The organism is Bremerella sp. JC817 (assembly GCF_040718835.1).
GTDB lineage: Bacteria > Planctomycetota > Planctomycetia > Pirellulales > Pirellulaceae > Bremerella.
Map to the genome: position 1 here is coordinate 1 of NZ_JBFEFG010000224.1, position 430 is coordinate 430.

A 430-nucleotide genomic window follows, 5' to 3' on the forward strand; every position below is an offset into this window, starting at 1 on the left:
GGTCCAAGTCTGACGTTCCGGTGGTGCCCAGCTATCTTCTGGTATCGGTCCAGGCATCATTCCCATGGCGATGCTCATCTGCCCCAGGTCGACGCCGGGGGACGAGTCGGCGTTGATCGCCACCGGGTTCGGCCGGTGCGGCCCCCGGGAGGTCGTCGGCGGCAACATCGACCCGAAAGTCCGGAGGCAGTCGGAATTATCGGGGGTGACGGGGACCGTGGGATCGGTCTTCATGGGCCTGACGATCGGCTGCGCCAAGTGCCACGACCACAAGTTCGACGCGATCCCGACGACCGACTACTACCGGCTCCAGGCCTTCTTCGAGGCCGCCGAGATGGTCGAGCTGCCGATCGCGACCGATGAGGAACGGGCCGCCTACCAGGCCGCCGAGGAAGCGGTGGCCGAGCAAACGAAGCCCTTGAAGGAGGCC

General features: G+C 66.3%; 1 protein-coding gene. It reads left to right on the forward strand.

Features of this window, described 5'->3' with window-relative positions:
* Nucleotides 1-70: 70 nt before the first annotated feature.
* Nucleotides 71-430, forward strand: a 360-nt coding sequence (locus tag AB1L30_RS01140) for a DUF1549 domain-containing protein (protein WP_367011489.1), incomplete at its 3' end; no start/stop codon positions are given.